Below are 20391 nucleotides of genomic sequence, written 5' to 3'. Positions count from 1 at the left end.
AACGGGCTGCCTCGAACATGTGTTATGCCCTTTCGACGGAAGTGACGACGGGCACGCTGACGCGAGACACGCGGGCGGTCGGCAATTGAGGCTGAAGCCATTTCAGTACGGTGGCCGATCTTTTTCGAGGCGGGTAATCCATTAGATGTGCGGTCCTGAACAAGCAAAAATGAAGGGCAGCGAGCAGCGGCTTCAAACACGATTTCAGAATCGAACAGGCCGTTTTTACGGAGCGGCTTTTTCTAGGCAGAGATCATTGTCGAAGCGCCTGGTCGTAGCGCTCAATGATCGCAATCCTGGGCGATATGTCTGTGTAGCACGACCGATAAAGCAGGTCATGATTTTCTGAAAGATTCGTAGGGCCAGCACTACAGACGATGCCAACAGACAATCGTGGAACTCCACACACGCAGGAACGTGCGACCGCAGCGCGATGCGAAAGTGCCGTTTCGAAAGGCAAAAGCGCCCCGAAAGGCGCTTTTTTACCTCAAACCTCAGCTATTCATTTCTCCAACGCTTCCTCCTCCCGCCGATGCGCCCACTGATACAGCGCAGGCAGTACCAGCAGGGTCAGCGCCGTAGACGACAGAATCCCGCCGATCACTACGGTCGCCAGCGGGCGTTGCACTTCGGCGCCGGTGCCGGTGGCGAGTGCCATCGGGATGAAACCGAGCGATGCGACCAGGGCGGTCATCAGCACCGGGCGCAGGCGGGTGAGGGCGCCTTCGGTGATGGCGTCGTGCAGCGAGCGGCCTTCTTCGCGCAGGTTGCGGATGAACGAGATCATCACCAGCCCGTTCAACACCGCCACGCCGGACAGGGCGATGAAGCCGACACCTGCCGAAATCGACAGCGGGATGTCCCGCAGCCAGAGCGCCATGACGCCACCGGTGAGGGCGAACGGGATACCAGTGAAGACCAGCAGGCCGTCCTTGAGGTTGTTGAACATCAGGAACAGCAGCGCCAGCACCAGCAGCAGCGCCACGGGCACGACGATCTGCAGGCGTTTGGCGGCCGATTGCAGTTGTTCGAACTGACCGCCCCAGTTGGTCCAGTAACCGGCCGGGATCTGCACGCTGCTGTCGAGGGTCTGACCGGCTTCTTCGACGAACGAGCCCAGGTCGCGACCACGCACGTTGGCGCTTACGATGACCAGACGCTTGCCGTTTTCGCGGCTGATCTGGTTCGGCCCCAGCACCAGATCGAGGCTGGCGACCTGGGACAGCGAGATGAAACTGATCTTCTGGTTGCCGCTGCCCGCGCTGGCGGGCACCGGGATGAGCAGGCTGGAGAGCCCGGCCACGTCGGTACGCATCTGTTCGGACAGGCGCACCACCATGTCGAAGCGGCGGTCGCCTTCGTACAGGGTGCCGGCCTGACGTCCGCCCAGTGCCGTGGCGATGGCGTCCTGCACATCAGCGACGTTGAGACCATAACGTGCGGCCTTGTCCCGGTCGATATTGATGGTCAGCACCGGCAGGCCGGTGGTTTGTTCGACCTTCACCTCCGAGGCACCCGGAACCTTTTGCATCGCGGCGGCGATTTTGGCGGCGGTCTGGTTCAGTACGTTCATGTCGTCACCGAACACTTTGACCGCGACGTCACTGCGCACGCCTGACACCAGTTCGTTGAAGCGCAACTGAATCGGTTGGGACAGCTCGTAGTTACTGCCCGGCACGCTGGCGGCAGCCTGTTGCAGATCAGCGATCAGGGTTTCCCGCGATTTGTCCGGATCCGGCCATTCGCTTTGCGGTTTGAGCATGACGTAGCTGTCGGAGATGTTCGGCGGCATCGGGTCGGCGGCGATTTCTGCGGTGCCGGTGCGGGCGAACATGCGCTCGACTTCCGGCATCTTCTCGATCACCGCTTTTTCGAGGCGTTGCTGCATGTCCACCGATTGCGTCAGGCTGGTGCCGGGCACACGCAAGGCTTGCAGCGCGAAGTCGCCTTCGCTCAGGCTCGGGATGAATTCGCTACCCATGCGGCTGGCCGTGAAGCCGGACAACACCATCACCACGAACGCCAGAGTGAACGCAACCCAGCGATGCCCCAGCACCCAGCCGAGCATCGGCGCATAACGCAGACGAGCCGTGCGCATCACCAGGCCTTCTTCTTCCTTGACCTTGCCGGTCACGAACATGGCAATGGCAGCAGGCACGAAGGTGACCGAGAGGATCATGGCACCCAGCAGGGCGATGACCACGGTAAAGGCCATCGGGTGGAACATTTTGCCCTCCACGCCGGTGAGGGCGAAGATCGGCAGGTACACGACCATGATGATCAACTGGCCGAATATCAGCGGGCGGCGCGCGTCCCTGGCGGCGGCAAACACTTCGTGGAAGCGCTCGGAACGCGTCAGCATTCGGCCATGTTTCTGCTGGGCGTGGGCCAGCCTGCGAATCGAGTTCTCGACGATCACCACGGCACCGTCGACGATGATGCCGAAATCCAGCGCGCCAAGGCTCATGAGGTTGGCACTGACTTTATTGGCGAACATGCCGGTGAAGGTGAACAGCATCGCCAGCGGAATGACCATCGCGGTGATCAGCGCGGCGCGAATGTTGCCCAGAAACAGGAACAGGATCGCGATGACCAGAATCGCCCCTTCGACGAGGTTTTTCTTGACCGTCGCAATGGCCTTTTCGACCAGGTTGGTGCGGTCGTAGACGGTGACCGCTTCGATGCCGCTGGGCAGGGTGCGATTGATGTCGGCGAGTTTGGCAGCCACGGCCTGCGAGACCGTGCGACTGTTTTCGCCGATCAGCATGAACACCGTGCCCAGCACCACTTCGCGGCCGTTTTCGGTGGCGGCACCGGAGCGCATTTCCTTGCCGATACCGACATCGGCCACGCTGCTGACCCGGATCGGCGAGCCTTGCACGTTAGCGATGACGATGTTGGCGATGTCGTCCACGGTTTGCAGTTGGCCCGGTGCGCGGATCAGCAACTGCTCGCCACCACGCTCGATGTAACCTGCGCCGACGTTGGCATTGTTGCGTTCCAACGCGGCAGCCAGGTCGTTCAGGGTCAGTTTGTAGGCCGCCAGCTTCTTGGGGGCCGGGGCGATTTCATACTGTTTGGCGAAGCCGCCGATGGTATTGATCTCGGCCACGCCCGGCACGTTGCGCAGTTGTGGCTTGATGATCCAGTCCTGAATCACTCGCAGATCGGTTGGCGTGTAAGGCGTGCCGTCCTCTTTCAGCGCGCCCTGGCGAGCTTCGACCGTCCACAGAAAAATCTCGCCGAGCCCGGTGGAGACCGGCCCCATCATGGTTTCGACGCCCTCGGGCAACTGGTCCTTGGCGATCTGCAGCCGTTCGTTCACTTGTTGGCGAGCGAAGAACAGATCAGTGCCGTCCTCGAAAATCACCGTGACCTGCGACAGGCCCGAGCGCGACAGCGAGCGTGTCTGTTGCAGGCCGGGCAGCCCTGCCATGTTGGTTTCGATGGCGAAGGTGATGCGCTGCTCGGTTTCCAGCGGCGAAAATCCGGGGGCCGAGGTATTGATCTGCACCTGCACGTTGGTGATGTCGGGCACGGCGTCGATGGGCAGTTTCTGGTAACTGGCGATGCCCAGCCCTGCCATCAGCAGGACCGCGAGCATGACCACGATGCGTTGTTCAATCGCGAATTTGATCAACCGTTCAAACATGGAGGAGTACTCGTACGACGCGGATCAATGGGCGTGCTCGGCGGAGCCTTTGCCCAGCTCTGACTTGAGAATGAAGCTGCCAGCGGCGGCGACTTGAGTGCCTGGGCCCAGGCCTTTGACGATTTCCACGTAGCCGCCATCGCTGCGGCCGAGGGTGACCGGTGTCAACTGAAAGCCTTCGTCGTTGCGCACGAACACCGAAGGCTTGTCTTCGACGGTCTGGATGGCGGACTCGGGCAGGCTGACGGCGACCTGGCTCTGTTGCGCTGCCACATCGACCGAGACGAACAGCCCGGGTCGCCAGGCGCCATTCGGGTTGGCGAGCGTGACGCGAACGGTTGCAGTGCGTGTCTGCTCGCCCAGCAGGCTGCCGACATAACCGATGCGCCCTTCGACGCGTGCATTCAGGTCGGGCGCACTGACCGTGACCGGGCGGCCGACGATCACTTTGTCCAGGTCCCTGGGCGCAACGCCGAAGGTCGCCCAGACGCGGGTCAGGTCTGACAGCGTGAAGGCGTTGCTGGCGTCGCTGACCACCTCGCCGATGGCCAGGTGTTTTTCAACGACCATCGAGTCGAACGGCGCGATCAGCTCATAGCGGTTGCCAGCGGTGGGGCTGACGCTGGCACCGATGGCGCTGAGTTTCTGCCGGGCGTTGGACAGGCTGATATCTGCTTCCTGAAACGCCTGACGGGCCTGCTGGTAATCCTGCTCGGCCGAGATCTGGTCTTCCCAGAGTTTTTTCTCGCGTTGCAGGGTCAGCCGCGCCAGTTCCTGACGGCGCTGGGCGGCGCTCAATTCACTGCGTTGATCGGAGATCTGCTGGCTGGCAATGATCGCCAGCACCTGGCCTTTCCTGACGCTCTGGCCCAGCTCGACCTTGACTGCTTCTACGACGCCGCCGACGCGCGGCACCACATGCGCGGTCCGGTCTTCATCGAAGCGGATTTCACCGGGGAACGTCACTGAGGTGCTCATGGGGCGCGGTTCTGCGGCGACCAGTTCTATGCCTGCGGCTTTGATCTGTTCGGCGCTGAGTTCAAGATGACCCTCTTCTTCCTCGTGGGCAGGTTCCGCGGCGCCAGCGCCATGCTTTTCGGGCTCACTGCCGTGGCCTTCTTCGCCATGTTCGTCATCGGTGTGCGCTTCTTCCTTGCCGTGGGCGTCGTTGGCGTGGTCGTCGGCCCCGGCCTGAGCGCTGAAGGGCAGCATCCCGGGGTTCAGTGTCAGGCTGCCCAGGCCAATGATGACCACCACCGCCAGGGCGATGCCAATGCTTCGTTTATTGTCCATGTATGCTCCCGGCAATCATGTAAGTGCTGCGCACGCTGCGGTGCGCTCGATAAGGCTGAAAAGAGAACTCAGGGGATGCGGTTGAACCGGTCGAGGTCGCCGTAGATGCGCTCGACGGTGACGCTGGCGTCGGTGGCGATTGCCAGCGATTCCAGGTACTGGCTGCGGGCTGAAATCAGCGTGCGCTGCGCATCGAGCACTTCAAGGAAGCCGAACTTGCCCATTTCGAAACCGCGTGTTGCGGTGTCGACCGCACGCTGGGCGGCAGGCAGGATGATGCTGTTGAACGACTCCACTTCCCGTGCGGCGGTGGCCCACTGGTCAAGGGCTGACTGGACCTGAGTGCGCAGCTTCAACTCCACGGCATTGCGCAGGTCACGTGCCTGATCGGTGCGGCGGGCGGCGGAAAGCACGTTGCCCTGATTACGATCGAACAGAGGAATCGGCATCGACAGCCCGACCACGTTGATGCGCTCACGGTCTTCGCGGCTGTACTGGCTGCCGACGCTGACGGTCAGGTCCGGAACACGCTTGGCGCGCTCCGAGCCCAGCGTCGCTTCGCGCTGGTCGATCTGCGCCTGGGCCAGACGCAGTTCGGCGGTTTCATTGAGGGCGCTCAGCAGTGTTGCCGACGGCGGGGATTTACCTGGCGACAGGTCGGTGTAGTTCAGCCGGTCGAATGAGGCGGTCGGTGAGCCGGTGGCGCGTGCCAGTTCGCGGTAACTGTTGATTCTCAGGGTTTCGGCGCGCCGCACCAGCAGGTCGGTTTCGGACAGTTGCACTTGAGCGCGTGTCGCTTCGACGGGAGACGTTTTGCCTGCCTGCACACGCCCTTCGGCCACCTTGAGGCCGCGCTCGGCCAGTGACCGGGATTGCCTGGCCAGGTCCAGACCCGCCTGCGCACGCGCTGCGGCATAGAACGCTTGCACGACTTCCGCCCGCAACTCGTTGCCGCGCCGTTCAAGCTCGATCCGGGCGGCATCCTGTCCGCGGCTGGCGGCCTCGATCCTCGCGCCTCGCTTGCCGCCCAGTTCCAGCGCCTGGCTGAGCATCACGGTCGTGGTCCGGGTTTCGCTGCGGGTGTCCTCCGCTTCCCAGGATGCCACCGGGTTGGGCATCAGGCCTGCCTGCTGGCGTTCGCCTTCGGCCACTCCGATTTCCCAACGGGCTGCCGCAAGGTCAGGGTTTTCGGCAAACGCCGCCTCGATGGCCTGCGGCAGGCTCAGGCCTTGCGCGGCCGCCACCATTGGCGTCAGTAACAGCACGCACAGCGCGCCGGTTTTCACGTATGGCAGTCTCAATGCCAGTCTAGACCCGAGCACGTTCGTAGCCCTCCAGTCGCATACATCACCCCCATCGGATAAAAAGAACAACGGCGCCACAGGGGCTGTTGAATCTGGATGAGGCGACTTTATGGAGCGCTAGCTATCAGGGCGATTGCTGGAAAATTACAATTCCGTAATGTGCTTCTGAGGGTGGCTGTTTGCCCGTACACTGCCCGTCAGAACGGCCCGAAAGCCGGACGCCAGCGTCATCAACCGCCCACCAGACAGGACATTTATTCATGCGAATCCTTGTAGTAGAGGACGAGCCGAAAACTGCCGAGTACATGCATCAGGGCCTGACCGAAAGTGGCTATATCGTCGATATCGCCGCCACCGGACTCGACGGGCTCTACCTCGCGCAGCACCAGGCGTACGACATCGTGATTCTGGATGTGAACCTGCCCGAGATGGACGGCTGGGAGGTGCTGGCCCGACTGCGCAAAACCGTCAACACCCGGGTCATGATGGTGACTGCGCGCGGCCGTCTGGAAGAGAAGGTCAAGGGTCTGGAAATGGGCGCCGACGATTACCTGGTCAAGCCGTTCGAGTTTCCGGAACTGCTGGCCAGAGTGCGCACGTTGATGCGTCGCAGCGAACAGCCGACGACGCCTCAGGTGTTGCAGGTCGGCGACCTGGAACTCGATCAAGGACGTCACCGGGCCTTTCGTGGCAAGCAGCGCATCGACCTGACCACCAAGGAATTCGCGCTGTTGCACCTGCTGATGCGCCATACCGGAGAGGTCATGTCGCGCACCCAGATCATTTCGCTGGTGTGGGACATGAATTTCGATTGCGACACCAACGTGGTCGAGGTTTCGATTCGCCGGTTGCGCGCCAAGATCGATGACCCGTTCGAGACCAAGCTGATACACACCCTGCGCGGTGTCGGTTACGTGCTGGAAGTGCGCGAATGAAACCGACGCGCCTCTCTACGCGGCTGGGCCTGACGGTGACTGCGTTGAGTGCGTTTCTGGTGGTGATCATGGAGCTGTTCGCTTACGCGGCCATCTCCCACCAGCTCGACCTGCGTGCCGAAGACAGCCTGAAAGAGAAGTTCGCGCAGATCGAGCACGGGTTGAGCGAAGGGTTTCTGTCCATTGGCGACATCGTTCAGTACCCACACACCTTGCGTGACCAGATTGTCGGGCACGACAGTTTTGCGCTGGGCATTTTCGATTCAAGCATGCCCAGGCGGCCGTTGATGAATATCGGCAACGAGGAAGGCCGCAACCTGCCACCGCCTGCTGCCGACGGTCAGACACAGGGTTTCCATGAACTGAAATCCAGCAAGGGCGACAAGCTGCTGGTGGGCTACAAGCAGATCCGCCTCAAGACCGATGAAAACGTTCTGGTCATGCTGACGCTGGACCGAAACAGCGACACTGCGATGTTGCACGCCTACGCCAGGTCCACGTTTCTGGTGCTTCCGGTGATCCTGCTGCTGGTCGGGCTGGGCGCCTGGTGGGTGGTGCGCCGTGGGTTGAAACCGCTGGGTGCCTTCAGAAAAGTGACCTCACTGATTTCCGCGCGCGACCTGTCCCACCGCATGAAAGTGACTGGCCTGCCGGATGAACTGCGGGACCTGGCCCACGCCGTGAATTTCATGCTGCACCGGCTGGATGGCGATGTTCAGCAACTGTCGCAGTTCTCCGACGATCTTGCGCACGAGATGCGCTCGCCGATGAACAACCTGATGGGCAAGGCCCAGGTCACCCTGTCGCGACCACGCCCGCCTGAGGAATACCGACAGGCGCTGGAGTCCTGTACCGAAGAACTGGAGCGCATGTCGCGCATGATCGCGCAGATGCTGTTTCTTGCAAGCGTCAGCCAGCCCTCGGCGCCACTGACCCTCGAGTCCATCGATCTGCGTGAAGAATCGGAGAAAGTCGCCGAACTGTTTTCCGCATCGGCCGAAGACCGCGACATCACCCTGTACGTCGAAGGCAACGGCCGGGTGATGGGCGATAGATTGATGATCCAGAGGGCGATCTCCAACCTGCTGTCCAATGCCATCCGGCATGGAACGAGCGGCAGTACGATCACGATCAGCCTCGCCACGCACGCCGAGGAAATCTCACTGGCGGTGCGCAATGCCGGTGAGGGCATCAGTGCGGAGCATCTGCCACGCCTGTTCGACCGTTTCTACCGGGTGCACGTCAGCCGCGCCCGCCAGCAGGGCGGCACGGGGTTGGGTCTGGCCATCGTTCGCTCAATCATGAGCCTGCACGAAGGGCAGGTGAAGGTGGAAAGCGAGCCGGGGCAGTTCACGACCTTCCGCCTGATTTTTCCACGGTTGGTGTGAGCCAACGGTCCTTCTGTACATTTTTTCGCGGACAAGTCCGCTCCCACGGGCGCATGCCTGGCCGGTGGACCGCTGTCTTCGCGGACATGTCGCTCCCACAGCGCATGCCTGGTCGGTGGACCGCTGTCTTCGCGGACAAGTTGGCTCCCACGAGCGCATGCCTGAACGGTGGATCGCTGTTGGAGCAGACTTGTCCGCGAATAGGTCTTTTCAGACGCTGCACTCAGCAAGCTCACCTTCACTGGTCACTGCGCCGTGGGAGTGGACTTGTCCACGAATAGGCCGGTACATTCACTGAAGATGCGGGGGGGGGGGCTGATTCACTGCCTTCGCGGACAAGTCCGCTCCCACGGGCGCATGCCTGACCGATTGAGCGCCGTGGGAGCAGCATCACTTGCAGCCAAATTCATCATCCACCTGCCCTGATGCGGAGCGTATTGTGGGTTAAGTGTGATTCGAAAGAACCTTTCGGTCCTTCTCTGCTCTTAGCTGTGGGCCAGGCTTGCTTACAGGGCGTCGAGCATTTGAAATCGTGAGGATAAACGTATGACAGTTGCTTTTTGGTGTGTGCTGGTCGCGATCCTGTTGCCCATTGGTTGTGCAGGCATCGCCAAGATCGGCAGCGGTAAGTTCGGCATGAGAAATAATCACGATCCTCGCGCCTTTCTCGACAAGCTCGAAGGTTTCCCGAAGCGTGCGCACGCCGCTCAGTTGAACAGCTATGAAGTGACACCCGCGTTCGCGGCGGCGGTGATCATTGCGCACATTGCAGGCAACGCACAGTTGGTCACTATCGACGTGCTGGCGGTGCTGTTCATTACCAGCCGTTTGCTCTACATCATCTTCTACCTGACCGACCTGGCGGCGATGCGCTCTCTGGCGTGGGTAGCAGGGATGGGCATCATCGTTGCGCTGTTCGGCGTTTCGGCATTCCCGGCCGCAGCCTGAGTCGCCGATAGAGCGCTGCCGGGGTTAGGCAGCGCTGCACTCGTCTATCAGTCGTCCGGCTGCACTTTCTCAAGCTCGGACTGAGCGTCCTGCAATTCCTTTCGGGACTCGGCCAGCTTGTCCTTACGCTTGTTGATCTTCTCCGCGTCGCCTTTGTCCATGGCCTTGTTCAGGTCGGTCTGGCGACGGCTGACTTCACGCTTGGCGTCCAAAACCTTTTGCTCGCGTTGCTTGAGCAGTGAAGTCTCCGTGCAGTTGGCATTGACCTCGGCCAGAGCTTTTTCCAGACCTGTCTGTTCGGCCTTGTTACCTTCGGCCCGCGCATCCTGAAGCTTGCTGCTGATTTCCTGGCTCTTGAGCAGGCACTCGGAAGGGGGAGCCTGTTCGGCTGCCAGCAGCGGGGCGGCCAACAGCGTGCAACTGGTGAAAAGAATCAACGGTGACAAACACTTCATATGAACTCCTTTTGAAAACGACGCCCGGGCATAAAAGATGAAACCCGGACTCTAGAAACCTGAAATACCTTGAATACGCAATTGCTGGCTCAATGCCTGTACTTGCGGGTCCTGAAAAAACGCTCTTAGTTTTGCTGCCCGCCCCGGACCGATGCCCGGTTCCGCCTGCCAGTGTTCGACACTGCGTGCGGCCAGTTCGTCCCAACCGACGTTCAGTTGGGCAGTTCCGGCAGGGGGTAGGCCGATAGCCTTGAGCCATGTCTGGAACGGCCGCTGCCGGGCGCTTTGCAGGCTGGCGAACAGTTTGGCGCTGCTGCGTTCGGCAAGACCGGGAATGGTAGCAAGCTCAGCCTGATCGAGGGTCATCCAATCGACCAGCCCGTTGATTTTCCCGCTTTCGACAAGCCTGTCCCAAGTGCCCGGCCCTACGCCGCTGAGCGCCAGCCCCTTCTTGCCGCTCAGCCAGGTGAGACGTGCGCGAAACTGACTGTCGCAGCCTGGCGTCGGTTGCCAGCAACTGAGCTCATGAAAGTCGCTCGCGTCGGGCGGGTTCACCTGTGCTCGCTCGACGCTGCGGGTAATCACGCCGTCGAGCCGTGGAATGGTCAGCCCCGCCAGACTGACAGCGACCTGATCGCCGGGGCGGATATCCAGCGTCTGCCAGCGCTGCAGTGAACCGGTGCTGATGCGAGTGATGGTGCGGTCGTCGAGGCGCAACGGCACCAGTTCGAGGATGGGCGTGATTCTGCCACTGCGACCGACCGTGAAACTGACTTTGCGCACGTCGGCCAGTGCCTGCGCGTAGGGATGCTTCCACGCTGCGATCCAGTAAGGCGCTCTGGCCTGCCACTGCTCGGCGGAAGGGCGCTCGCCCTGACGCATGATCACGCCGTCGGTGGCGAACGGCAGCGGGCTGCGATACCAGTGCTCACGCCATTGCGCGGCCAGGCCGAAATGGTCCAGTGTCTGGGTGTAGGCGGCGCTGTCTTCAAAGCCCATGGCTTTAAGCCCGGCCAGACGTTCGTGCATCGAGGCCGGGCCGTTGGGCCAGTCCCAGACGAACAAACCGATCGTATCGGCTTGCGTCGAGCTGATCGTCTTGCGTGCCATCAGCCCTGCAACCTTGCTGCGCGCATTGACGCTGCCGGCTGACGCCTGCACATGGTCGGTCAGCCGCTCGTACAGTTCGCCTTGCAGAACAACGTTATCCGGCCACGGCAACTGCTGCGGGATGGCTTTGATCAACTGCGCTTGAGGTGTCCAGTCCTGGCCCTTGATGCCGTCGCCCCGGCTGATGACATTCGCCAGCTTGCCAGCCGAATACACCAGCGTGACGGCCACGCCATCGACCTTGGGCTGAATCCACAGGTCGCTGCGTCCCTTCAGCCAGGCCTTGACCGCCTTCTCATCGGCCAGCTTGTTAACGCCTGTGTGGGCAACCGGATGCGGCACCGGGCCCACTGCGGTCTTCAGCGGATTGTCATTGACTGCTCGCGTTGCAAAGCACGCGCGCCAGGCATTCAGCCTCTGGCGCGACTGGTCGTAAAGCTCATCCGGAATCTGCGAAATGCCCAAACGGTGATAACTGTCATCCCATCCAGCTATCTGCTGCTCGAGCGCGTGGATTTGTTTGCGTGCCTGGTCGGGGGACCACTCGGGGCATTGGCTGGCTTGTGTGACGGTCGAGATGCAAAGCAGAAGGGCAAAGCTGATCATCAGGCGAGTTGCAGATAGCATTGAAGCATCCTTGCTTGGGATTGGCTGCAAAAGGCTAGCTGGCGGTTCGCTCTGCGAGGGGAGGGCGTGGTTACCGGGTTTTACGCGCCAGGATCGTTGGTATGGACGTCGCTCGTTTCACTGCTCGGCTATGTATTGATCCTCTGCCAGATACCGGCAAAACTGAGCGCTCGACACAACCCTGGAAGATTCCCGGATGGACCTTTCGACTCTCGCCGTATTTGTTCCAGCCTGTTTCGCGCTGAACATGGCGCCAGGCCCCAACAACCTGCTTTCAATCAGTAATGCCACACGTTATGGCTTTGCACGATCCTGCATTGGCGGCACAGGGCGGCTGCTGGCGTTTACCATTATGATTGCGCTCGCGGCGGCAGGATTGACCGTGGTGCTGCAGACATCCGAATGGCTGTTCCATTGCATCAAAATCCTCGGGGCCATGTACCTGTTCTATCTTGCCGCGCAACTATGGCGGGCAAGCCCTGACCTGCAGCCTGAGGCGGAAGTGGCAGGCGTGAGTAAGGCGAATCTGGCGCGTCAGGAGTTTCTGGTGGCCATAGGCAATCCGAAAGCCATCCTGCTGTTTACCGCTTTTCTGCCACAGTTCGTCGATCAGACGGGCGATGTGACACGTCAGTTTGCGTTGTTGGGCAGTCTGTTTCTGGTGCTGGAGTGCATCGCGATTGCGCTGTATGCCTGGATGGGCGTGCACGCACGTCGGCTGTTCGCCAAGCCGAGTGGCAAGCGCCTGTTCAATCGGGTGTGCGCAGGTTTGCTCGCCAGTGCCGCTTCGGTTCTGCTGGTATCGCGCAGGGGTTGAGCTCGAATTTCAGCCCAAGGCTGTGAGAGCCACCCTGTTACCAGCGCACAAACAAAAGCCCCCGGAGACTCGCGTCGCCGGGGGCTTTTGGTTACCGCAGGAAATTACAGGCCGGCAGCAGCGCGCAGGGCATCGGCGCGGTCGGTTTTTTCCCAGGTGAAGGCGGTGAAGGTGTCATCGCCAACGGTCATTTCGACCGGGATACGACCGAAGTGGCCGTAGGCCGCAGTGGCCTTGTACATCGGGTGCAGCAGATCCAGCATGGTGGTGATCGCGTACGGACGCAGGTCGAAGTGCTCGCGAACCAGGCTGATGATCTTGTCGTCGGACAGCTTGCCGGTGCCGAACGTGTTCAGCGAGATCGACGTGGGTTGAGCAACGCCGATGGCGTAGGACACCTGGATCTCGCAGCGCTCGGCAAGGCCGGCAGCGACGATGTTCTTGGCAACGTAACGGCCTGCATAGGCAGCCGAACGGTCAACCTTCGATGGGTCCTTGCCGGAGAACGCGCCACCGCCGTGACGGGCCATGCCGCCGTAGGTGTCGACAATGATCTTGCGGCCGGTCAGACCGCAGTCGCCTACCGGGCCACCAATGATAAAGTTGCCGGTCGGGTTGATGTGGAACTGGGTGTCCTTGTGCAGCAGGTGCGCTGGAATGACGTGTTTGACGATCAGTTCCATGACGCCTTCACGCAGGTCGGCATAGGAAACGTCCGGGTTGTGCTGGGTCGACAGTACGATTGCATCGACGCCCACGACCTTGCCGTTTTCGTAGCGGCAGGTGACCTGGGATTTGGCATCCGGGCGCAGCCACGGCAGCAGGCCGGATTTACGCGCCTGAGCCTGACGCTCGACCAGTTGGTGCGAGAAAGTGATCGGTGCCGGCATCAGCACGTCGGTTTCGTTGCTGGCGTAGCCGAACATCAGGCCCTGGTCGCCAGCGCCCTGATCTTCAGGCTTGCTGCGGTCAACGCCTTGGGCGATGTCCACCGACTGCTTGCCGATGATGTTCATCACGCCGCAGGTCGCGCCGTCGAAGCCGACGTCGGAGCTGTTGTAGCCGATGTCGAGGATGACGTTACGTACGATGTCTTCCAGATCGACCCAGGCCGATGTCGTCACTTCGCCAGCGATGATCGCCACACCGGTCTTGACCAGTGTTTCGCACGCTACACGGGCGTATTTGTCTTCAGCGATGATGGCGTCCAGAACCGCATCGGAAATCTGGTCGGCGATCTTGTCCGGATGTCCTTCGGACACGGATTCGGAGGTGAAAAGTGAGTATTCGCTCATCTCTACGGGTTTCCTTCATTTTACCGATGGTGAGTGTTGCCAGCCGGTCGCTGAAAATGGCGAACCTGGATCTGGAAACCATTACGTAAGCCCACATAGAGGCTTTCCCCGGGAACTAGCCCCGCAGCGATGGCCCAACGGGCCAGGTCTTCCTGCTCGAAACCTAACCAGAGATCGCCACAGGCCTCCCTGGCCCAGCTCTGGTCATGACTACACAATTCTGTTACCAGCAAGCTACCGCCGGGTCGCACGCATTCGGCCAGTCGCCCGAGGGCCTCGGCCGGTGCGGCAAAATGATGAAGCACCATGTTCAAGACGACGCAATCGGCGCGCGCTTTACTGTCTGTCAGTGCATCGGCCAGCAGCAACTCGACATTAAGCAGGCCTTTGCGCTCGCACAGGTTGCGGGCCAGCTCCAGCATGGCCGGGCTGTTGTCCATCGCGACGACCTGTCTGAAACGCCGTGCCAGCTCGGGAAGGAAGCCGCCGTCGCCGGGGCCTACTTCCAGGGCGGTCGCCTCACTGCCGAAGCTGAGCTTGTCGAGCAGCGTCAGCAGGCTTTCACTGTATTGCACGAGACCGGCGATCAGATCCTGCTGGGCGCGAAACTTTTCCGCCGTCCGGGCAAAAAAATCCTGACTGGCCAGTGCCCGCTGGCGATGCACCAGGCCGATGCGGCCCTGAACGTCATCGGGCAATTCAAGGGTGTCGATTTCATCGAGCAAGGCGGCGTGCAGCCGACCGCCCGGCAATTCGGTGTGGGGCAGGGCGCGACGGTAGAAAATCGCATTGCCTTCACGTCGTGTCGCGACCAGATCGGCCTGCGCCAGCACCTTGAGGTGATGACTCATGCCCGACTGACCGATCGCAAAAATCTGCGCCAGCTCCAGCACCCCGAACGAATCATTGGTCAGCGCACGCAGAACATTCAGCCGTAGAGGGTCGCCGCCGGCCTTGCACAAAGCAGAGAGGTCGTCGCAGGCATCATGGCGAATGGCAGGTACGCGCAGGTTCATGGGTTCGCAGTCTAGTGAGCGATTTCTGATGTCGCAAGGGCAATATCAAAAAGTTTTGATATTGCCTGCGGAGGCGTTTGTCGATCCCGCTGAACTTGTCGCCCGCAGAGGTTATCCAGTGTTGACAGGCTAATTAATGTCCACAACACAGGAAAAAAGCCTAAGGTCCACTATCTGTGATTGCCCCCGGCCGGTCCCTGAGGGAAAATGGCCGCCTTTTTCAGATCCCAATCCTTTATACCCAGGAGATCAGCGATGCCAAGCCGTCGTGAGCGTGCCAACGCTATTCGTGCACTGAGCATGGATGCCGTGCAAAAAGCCAACAGCGGCCATCCGGGTGCCCCCATGGGCATGGCGGATATCGCCGAGGTTCTTTGGCGCGATTATCTGAAGCACAACCCGGCCAACCCCGCGTTCGCCGACCGTGACCGTTTCATCATGTCCAACGGTCACGGCTCCATGCTGGTCTATTCGTTGTTGCACCTGACCGGCTATGACCTGTCCATCGACGACCTGAAGAATTTCCGCCAGTTGCACAGCCGCACGCCGGGTCACCCGGAATACGGCTACACCCCTGGTATTGAAACAACCACCGGCCCGCTGGGTCAGGGTTTCGCCAACGCCGTCGGTTTCGCCGCTGCCGAAAAGACCCTGGCTGCACAATTCAACCGTCCAGGCCATTCCATCGTCGATCACCACACGTATGTGTTCATGGGTGACGGCTGCATGATGGAAGGTATCTCGCACGAAGTCGCTTCGCTGGCCGGTACGCTGCAACTGGGCAAGCTGATCGCGTTCTACGACGACAACGGCATCTCCATCGACGGCGAAGTCGAAGGCTGGTTCACCGACGATACGCCGAAGCGTTTCGAGTCCTACGGCTGGCAGGTCATCCGCAATGTCGACGGCCATGACGCCGACGAGATCAAGACCGCCATCGACACCGCTCGCAAAAGCGAGCAGCCGACCCTGATCTGCTGCAAGACCACCATCGGTTTTGGCTCGCCGAACAAGCAGGGCAAGGAAGAATCCCACGGTGCTCCGCTGGGCGCTGACGAAATCGCCCTGACCCGTGCCGCTCTGAAATGGAACCACGGTCCCTTCGAAATCCCGGCCGATATCTACGCCGAGTGGAACGCCAAGGAAAAAGGCCTGGCCGCCGAAGCCGAGTGGGATCAGCGTTTCGCCGCGTATTCCGCCGCTTTCCCTGAGCTGGCCAACGATTTCATCCGCCGCATGAGCGGTGAACTGCCTGCGGACTTCGCCGAGAAATCGGCTGCGTACGTGGCTGAAGTCAACGCCAAGGGCGAAACCATCGCCAGCCGTAAAGCCAGCCAAAACGCTTTGGGCGCACTGGGCCCGTTGTTGCCTGAGATACTTGGCGGTTCGGCTGACCTGGCCGGTTCCAATCTGACCATCTGGAAAGGCTGCAAGAGCATCACCGGCGAAGACCCTAACGGCAACTACCTGCACTACGGTGTGCGTGAGTTCGGCATGGGCGCCATGATGAACGGCATCGCCCTGCACGGCGGTTTCGTGCCGTACGGCGCCACTTTCCTGATCTTCATGGAATACGCCCGTAACGCGGTGCGCATGTCGTCGCTGATGAAGAAGCGCGTGATCTATGTGTTCACTCACGACTCCATCGGTCTGGGTGAAGACGGCCCGACGCACCAGCCGATCGAGCAACTGACCAGCCTGCGCACCACGCCGAACCTGGACACCTGGCGCCCGGCCGATGCCGTGGAATCGGCAGTGGCCTGGAAATACGCGCTTGAGCGTAACGACGGTCCTTCGGCGCTGATTTTCTCGCGTCAGAACCTGACTCACCAGGCGCGTGACGAAGCCCAACTGGCTGATATCGCCCGTGGTGGCTACGTACTGCGCGACTGCGCTGGCGAGCCTGAGCTGATCCTGATCTCCACCGGTTCGGAAGTCGGTCTGGCCGTGCAGGCATTCGACAAGCTGACCGAGCAGGGCCGCAAGGTGCGTGTAGTTTCCATGCCGTGCACCAGCGTGTTCGAAGCCCAGGACGCAATGTACAAGCAGAAGGTGCTTCCTCTGCAGGTCAGCGCGCGCATCGCCATCGAAGCTGCACATGCTGATTACTGGTACAAGTACGTCGGTCTGGAAGGTCGCGTGATCGGCATGACCACCTTCGGCGAGTCAGCACCTGCGCCTGCGCTGTTCGAAGAGTTCGGTTTCACGCTGGAAAATGTCCTGAGCACGGCTGAAGAGCTGCTCGAAGACTAAGCACGACGCGTTCCCTCGCAGGATCGCGCCGGCCCGTGAAGGTAGCGTTCAGACACCATACTTGCTGTCTGAGCGGCGCCATCGCGGGCCAGCGCGCTCATGCGGGATCAGCTTAAATCCGGGAGACCCCCAGCCCCCAGCCCCGCCCCTACAAAGTTGCTCTGAACGGCTACGGCCGCATCGGTCGTTGCGTCGTGCGTGCGCTGTGTGAGCGAGGAACGAAAGCCGGGTTCGAAGTGGTTGCCATCAACGATCTGGCCGACATGGCCAGCCTCGAATACCTCACGCGCTTTGACTCCACCCATGGCCGGTTTCCCGGTCAGGTGCGGGTCGAAGGGCAATACCTGCACATCAATGATCACCGGATCAAGGTTCTGCGCAATTCGACTCCGGAAGAGATCGACTGGGCTGCGCTGGATGTGGATCTGGTGCTGGAATGCTCAGGTGTCTACAACACTCGCGAAGACGGTCAGCGTTTTCTCGACGCCGGCGCGCCACGCGTGCTGTTCTCGCAACCGATGGCCAGCGAAGCCGATGTCGACGCCACGGTGGTGTTTGGCATCAACCAGCAAAAGCTTACCGGCAGAGAGTTGCTGGTGTCGGCGGCGTCCTGCACCACCAATTGCAGCGTCCCGTTGCTGCGGCTGCTGGACGAGGCTGTCGGACTGGAATACGTCACCATCACCACGATTCACTCGGCGATGAACGACCAGCCAGTGATCGACGCCTATCACCATGAGGATCTGCGTCGCACGCGCTCGGCATTCCAGTCGATCATCCCGGTCTCCACCGGTCTGGCGCGCGGAATCGAAAGGCTGCTTCCGGAACTTGCCGGCCGAATTCAGGCCAAAGCTGTTCGCGTGCCGACCGTCAACGTGTCCTGTCTGGACATCACGTTGCAGACCGCTCGCGATACGGACGCCCGGGACATCAACCGGATCCTGCGCGAGGCTGCCACCAGCGGCCCGCTGAAGGGTTTGCTGGCCTACACTGAGTTGCCGCACGCCAGCTGCGATTTCAATCACGACCCGCATTCGGCGATTGTCGATGCGAGTCAAACCCGCGTTTCCGGGCCCCGGCTGGTGAATCTGCTGGCCTGGTTCGATAACGAGTGGGGCTTTGCCAATCGAATGCTCGACGTTGCAGAGCACTTTCTGCGCGTCGCTGACCAACAACAGTAAAAAACAGGAACGCCTCATGACCGTGTTGAAGATGACCGACCTCGATCTGCAAGGTAAACGTGTACTGATTCGTGAAGACCTCAACGTTCCCGTGAAGGACGGTGTCGTCAGCAGCGATGCACGTATCCTTGCTTCGCTGCCGACCATCAGGCTGGCGCTGGAAAAAGGCGCTGCGGTAATGGTCTGCTCGCATCTGGGTCGTCCGACCGAAGGCGAATTTTCTGCCGAGAACAGCCTCAAGCCGGTTGCCGACTACCTGAGCAAGGCGCTGGGTCGGGAGGTTCCGTTGGTGGCCGAGTACCTGGACGGTGTCGACGTCAAGCCGGGCGATGTGGTGCTGTTCGAGAACGTGCGCTTCAACAAGGGCGAGAAAAAGAACGCCGATGAGCTGGCGCAGAAATACGCCGCGCTGTGCGATGTGTTCGTGATGGACGCATTCGGCACTGCACACCGCGCTGAAGGCTCGACCCACGGCGTGGCCAAATTTGCCAAGGTCGCCGCTGCCGGTCCGTTGCTGGCTGCCGAACTGGACGCACTGGGCAAGGCGCTCGGCGCTCCGGCCCAGCCAATGGCCGCCATCGTGGCAGGCTCCAAGGTGTCCACCAAGCTGGACGTGCTGAACAGCCTGAGCGCCATCTGCAATCAGTTGATCGTCGGCGGCGGTATTGCCAACACCTTCCTGGCCGCCGCCGGTCACAAGGTCGGCAAGTCGCTGTACGAGCCCGATCTGCTCGATACCGCACGTGAAATCGCCGCCAAGGTCAGCGTCCCGCTGCCGACCGACGTGGTGGTCGCCAAGGAATTCGCCGAGAGCGCCACCGCCACCGTCAAGCTGATTGCCGATGTGGCTGAAGACGACATGATTCTGGACATCGGTCCGCAAACCGCTGCGCACTTCGCCGACTTGTTGAAATCTTCGAAGACTATTCTGTGGAACGGTCCGGTCGGTGTGTTCGAGTTCGATCAGTTTGGTGAGGGTACCAAGACCCTGGCCAAGGCCATTGCCGAAAGCCCGGCGTTTTCCATCGCGGGTGGTGGCGATACGCTTGCGGCCATCGATAAGTACGGCGTGGCAGAACAGATTTCCTATATCTCCACAGGCGGCGGCGCTTTCCTCGAATTCGTGGAAGGCAAGGTGCTGCCAGCGGTTGAAATGCTTGAACAACGCGCCAAGGCCTGATTTCCGGCTTTGGACAAGGAGTCGTACATGGTCAGGGCGTTACCGTGGTTTCTCATCGCAGGTTTGCTGGGCGGTTGCGCAGGCAAGCCTGAAGCCGAAAAGGTAGAGGGTGATTCCCTGGCCCACGTGCTTAAACCCAGTTGCTATCAGGCAGGCTGGCAGGCTGAAACCGTGCCGGTGATCTACAAGCGTGGTGGCCAGGAGGTATGGGATCGTTACGAGTTCATGCCCAAGCCAGGGGAAACAGGCTGTCCTTGAGTCGGGGCGAGCCCTTTCCGGCAACCTCGACGGGCTTCAGCGGTCATTAATGGGTGGACATCTTTTAATGAAGAAGGAGTTTTGCCATGAAGATCGCTGCCCTGGCGCTTGTGAGTTGCGTTGTATTAGCCGGCTGTGCCGGTTCCGGTTCTCATGCCGGTGCCTGCAAAGTATTCAGCCCGGCATCCGTGGATGTGCCGACGACCGAGAACAGTCAACGGGTCGAGGCGCGTGTCACGGGTGAACCGGCCGATGACCGTAAACAGGAACAGAACTGCCCCTGATACATCGAGACCACAGGCACCGGCCGGGTTTTGCGGGGCAGGCCAGGAGAAGTCATGAAAGGCTTGATTGCCCTCGGAATAATGGCGGTGCTTGGCGGTTGCTCGATGATGAGTGCGCCGCAACAGAATGATCCCTGGAACCGTTGGGTGTGTGACAGTAACGCCGAGATTCATTGGCGCTATATCGATTCAGCCAAGAAAGAAGTGGATGTGCGGCTGAATCAGAGCGATCAGGTTTTCAGGCTCAAGGCCGAACCGGGCGCTTCCAGTGGCACGCTTTACAGTAATAAAGTGTTGGCGTTTGACAATAAAGGCAGTGAAGGCCTGGTGTATTGGGACGCTACCAACGATTTGATCGGTCGCGGCTGCAAGGCCAGATAAGTTGTAGCCGATGT

The 20391-nt window shown here is 60.7% G+C and carries 17 protein-coding genes; 10 read left to right on the top strand and 7 right to left on the bottom strand.

Features of this window, described 5'->3' with window-relative positions:
* Positions 1-502: 502 nt before the first annotated feature.
* The 3 genes from BZK31_RS27180 to BZK31_RS27170 form a co-directional block, all read right to left on the bottom strand.
* Positions 503-3652, bottom strand: a complete 3150-nt coding sequence (locus tag BZK31_RS27180; RefSeq protein ID WP_083186309.1) for a CusA/CzcA family heavy metal efflux RND transporter — start codon at positions 3650-3652, stop codon at positions 503-505.
* Between the two features lie 24 nt (positions 3653-3676).
* Complete coding sequence (locus BZK31_RS27175; protein WP_083186308.1) at positions 3677-4945, bottom strand: efflux RND transporter periplasmic adaptor subunit; 1269 nt, start codon at positions 4943-4945, stop codon at positions 3677-3679.
* A 68-nt stretch (positions 4946-5013) separates the two neighbouring features.
* Positions 5014-6231 carry a TolC family protein gene (locus BZK31_RS27170; protein ID WP_083186307.1) on the bottom strand — a complete coding sequence of 406 codons (1218 nt, stop codon included), beginning with the start codon at positions 6229-6231 and terminating at the stop codon, positions 5014-5016.
* A gap of 278 nt (positions 6232-6509) precedes the next feature.
* Between BZK31_RS27170 and BZK31_RS27165 the strand changes: the two genes are divergently transcribed.
* The 3 genes from BZK31_RS27165 (at position 6510) to BZK31_RS27155 (ending at position 9520) form a co-directional block, all read left to right on the top strand.
* Positions 6510-7184, top strand: a complete 675-nt coding sequence (locus tag BZK31_RS27165) for a heavy metal response regulator transcription factor (RefSeq protein WP_083186306.1) — start codon at positions 6510-6512, stop codon at positions 7182-7184.
* Positions 7181-8572 carry a heavy metal sensor histidine kinase gene (locus BZK31_RS27160; protein ID WP_083186305.1) on the top strand — a complete coding sequence of 464 codons (1392 nt, stop codon included), beginning with the start codon at positions 7181-7183 and terminating at the stop codon, positions 8570-8572. Before BZK31_RS27165 ends, BZK31_RS27160 begins: the two co-directional genes overlap by 4 nt.
* Positions 8573-9118: 546 nt before the next feature.
* On the top strand, positions 9119-9520 hold the full coding sequence (locus BZK31_RS27155) for an MAPEG family protein (protein WP_083186304.1): 402 nt from the start codon (positions 9119-9121) through the stop codon (positions 9518-9520).
* Positions 9521-9567: 47 nt separating this feature from the next.
* On the opposite strand, the gene BZK31_RS27150 is transcribed toward BZK31_RS27155, so the two are convergent.
* Positions 9568-9975, bottom strand: coding sequence for a DUF1090 domain-containing protein (locus BZK31_RS27150; protein WP_083186303.1), 408 nt, complete (start codon positions 9973-9975; stop codon positions 9568-9570).
* Positions 9976-10026: 51 nt separating this feature from the next.
* Positions 10027-11712 carry an NAD-dependent DNA ligase LigB gene (ligB, locus tag BZK31_RS27145; protein ID WP_083186302.1) on the bottom strand — a complete coding sequence of 562 codons (1686 nt, stop codon included), beginning with the start codon at positions 11710-11712 and terminating at the stop codon, positions 10027-10029.
* Positions 11713-11908: 196 nt separating this feature from the next.
* Between ligB and BZK31_RS27140 the strand changes: the two genes are divergently transcribed.
* The gene (locus tag BZK31_RS27140; RefSeq protein WP_083186301.1) at positions 11909-12529 is read left to right on the top strand and encodes a LysE family translocator; all 621 of its coding nucleotides are present in this window, start codon (positions 11909-11911) and stop codon (positions 12527-12529) included.
* Between the two features lie 104 nt (positions 12530-12633).
* Here BZK31_RS27140 and metK read toward each other — a convergent pair whose 3' ends face one another.
* Positions 12634-13824, bottom strand: a complete 1191-nt coding sequence (metK, locus tag BZK31_RS27135) for a methionine adenosyltransferase (RefSeq protein WP_083186300.1) — start codon at positions 13822-13824, stop codon at positions 12634-12636.
* A gap of 20 nt (positions 13825-13844) precedes the next feature.
* Positions 13845-14840: an ArsR/SmtB family transcription factor gene (locus BZK31_RS27130; protein ID WP_083186299.1), complete on the bottom strand. Its 996-nt coding sequence runs from the start codon at positions 14838-14840 to the stop codon at positions 13845-13847.
* 255 nt (positions 14841-15095) lie between these two features.
* Here BZK31_RS27130 and tkt point away from each other — a divergent pair, with 255 nt between their 5' ends.
* From tkt to BZK31_RS27100, 6 genes are all read left to right on the top strand, one after another.
* Entirely contained in the window at positions 15096-17093 is a 1998-nt protein-coding gene (tkt, locus tag BZK31_RS27125) for a transketolase (RefSeq protein WP_083186298.1), read from the top strand.
* 116 nt (positions 17094-17209) lie between these two features.
* On the top strand, positions 17210-18274 hold the full coding sequence (gene epd, locus BZK31_RS27120) for an erythrose-4-phosphate dehydrogenase (protein WP_083186297.1): 1065 nt from the start codon (positions 17210-17212) through the stop codon (positions 18272-18274).
* 16 nt (positions 18275-18290) lie between these two features.
* Positions 18291-19454: a phosphoglycerate kinase gene (locus BZK31_RS27115; RefSeq protein ID WP_083186296.1), complete on the top strand. Its 1164-nt coding sequence runs from the start codon at positions 18291-18293 to the stop codon at positions 19452-19454.
* Between the two features lie 27 nt (positions 19455-19481).
* Positions 19482-19712 (top strand): hypothetical protein, encoded by a 231-nt coding sequence (locus tag BZK31_RS27110; protein WP_083186295.1) that lies wholly within the window; start codon positions 19482-19484, stop codon positions 19710-19712.
* A gap of 86 nt (positions 19713-19798) precedes the next feature.
* A complete protein-coding gene (locus BZK31_RS27105; RefSeq protein ID WP_083186294.1) occupies positions 19799-19996 on the top strand; it encodes a hypothetical protein in 198 nt (65 codons plus the stop codon).
* A gap of 54 nt (positions 19997-20050) precedes the next feature.
* A complete protein-coding gene (locus BZK31_RS27100; RefSeq protein WP_083186293.1) occupies positions 20051-20377 on the top strand; it encodes an MliC family protein in 327 nt (108 codons plus the stop codon).
* The last annotated feature ends 14 nt before the right edge of the window (positions 20378-20391 follow it).

Origin of the sequence: Pseudomonas floridensis (assembly GCF_002087235.1) — a bacterium.
Classification (GTDB): domain Bacteria; phylum Pseudomonadota; class Gammaproteobacteria; order Pseudomonadales; family Pseudomonadaceae; genus Aquipseudomonas; species Aquipseudomonas floridensis.
The sequence above is the reverse complement of the archived record's forward strand: the minus strand, read 5'-3'. Positions and strand labels throughout refer to the sequence as shown.

Coding starts and splice junctions, on each gene's coding strand:
- BZK31_RS27180 (WP_083186309.1), bottom strand. CDS start 3,652: ATGTTTGAACGGTTGATCAAATTCGCGATTGAACAACGCATCGTGGTC.
- BZK31_RS27175 (WP_083186308.1), bottom strand. CDS start 4,945: ATGGACAATAAACGAAGCATTGGCATCGCCCTGGCGGTGGTGGTCATC.
- BZK31_RS27165 (WP_083186306.1), top strand. CDS start 6,510: ATGCGAATCCTTGTAGTAGAGGACGAGCCGAAAACTGCCGAGTACATG.
- BZK31_RS27160 (WP_083186305.1), top strand. CDS start 7,181: ATGAAACCGACGCGCCTCTCTACGCGGCTGGGCCTGACGGTGACTGCG.
- BZK31_RS27155 (WP_083186304.1), top strand. CDS start 9,119: ATGACAGTTGCTTTTTGGTGTGTGCTGGTCGCGATCCTGTTGCCCATT.
- BZK31_RS27150 (WP_083186303.1), bottom strand. CDS start 9,975: ATGAAGTGTTTGTCACCGTTGATTCTTTTCACCAGTTGCACGCTGTTG.
- ligB (WP_083186302.1), bottom strand. CDS start 11,712: ATGCTATCTGCAACTCGCCTGATGATCAGCTTTGCCCTTCTGCTTTGC.
- BZK31_RS27140 (WP_083186301.1), top strand. CDS start 11,909: ATGGACCTTTCGACTCTCGCCGTATTTGTTCCAGCCTGTTTCGCGCTG.
- metK (WP_083186300.1), bottom strand. CDS start 13,824: ATGAGCGAATACTCACTTTTCACCTCCGAATCCGTGTCCGAAGGACAT.
- BZK31_RS27130 (WP_083186299.1), bottom strand. CDS start 14,840: ATGAACCTGCGCGTACCTGCCATTCGCCATGATGCCTGCGACGACCTC.
- tkt (WP_083186298.1), top strand. CDS start 15,096: ATGCCAAGCCGTCGTGAGCGTGCCAACGCTATTCGTGCACTGAGCATG.
- BZK31_RS27115 (WP_083186296.1), top strand. CDS start 18,291: ATGACCGTGTTGAAGATGACCGACCTCGATCTGCAAGGTAAACGTGTA.
- BZK31_RS27110 (WP_083186295.1), top strand. CDS start 19,482: ATGGTCAGGGCGTTACCGTGGTTTCTCATCGCAGGTTTGCTGGGCGGT.
- BZK31_RS27105 (WP_083186294.1), top strand. CDS start 19,799: ATGAAGATCGCTGCCCTGGCGCTTGTGAGTTGCGTTGTATTAGCCGGC.
- BZK31_RS27100 (WP_083186293.1), top strand. CDS start 20,051: ATGAAAGGCTTGATTGCCCTCGGAATAATGGCGGTGCTTGGCGGTTGC.